General features: G+C 30.6%; 1 protein-coding gene. It reads right to left on the reverse strand.

Annotation, left to right across the window (positions count from 1 at the left end; translation table 11 throughout):
- A partial coding sequence (locus K5V21_RS19860; protein ID WP_221862681.1) for an immunoglobulin-like domain-containing protein occupies positions 1-248 on the reverse strand: 248 nt, incomplete at both ends.

Consider the following 248-nt stretch of genomic DNA (forward strand, 5'->3'; position numbering starts at 1 on the left):
TTATTGTCTTTATTGTTTTAGCACCTTGACTATCTGTTACTTCATAAACTACTTTGTAAGTGCCTGGCTTGTTTACATTTACTGTGTTTTCTATCACTTTAATCTTATTTGTTATATTTCCGTCTTCCTTATCTGTAGCACTTACCTCAGTCATTGGGTCAAATTTACTTCCAACCTTTATTGTTTTGTTTTCTGCTTTTATTACTGGTGCATTATTTATTTCAACCATTTTTGGATTTACTGTTACT

Source organism: Clostridium sardiniense, from assembly GCF_019753795.1.
Taxonomy (GTDB): Bacteria; Bacillota; Clostridia; order Clostridiales; family Clostridiaceae; genus Clostridium; species Clostridium sardiniense.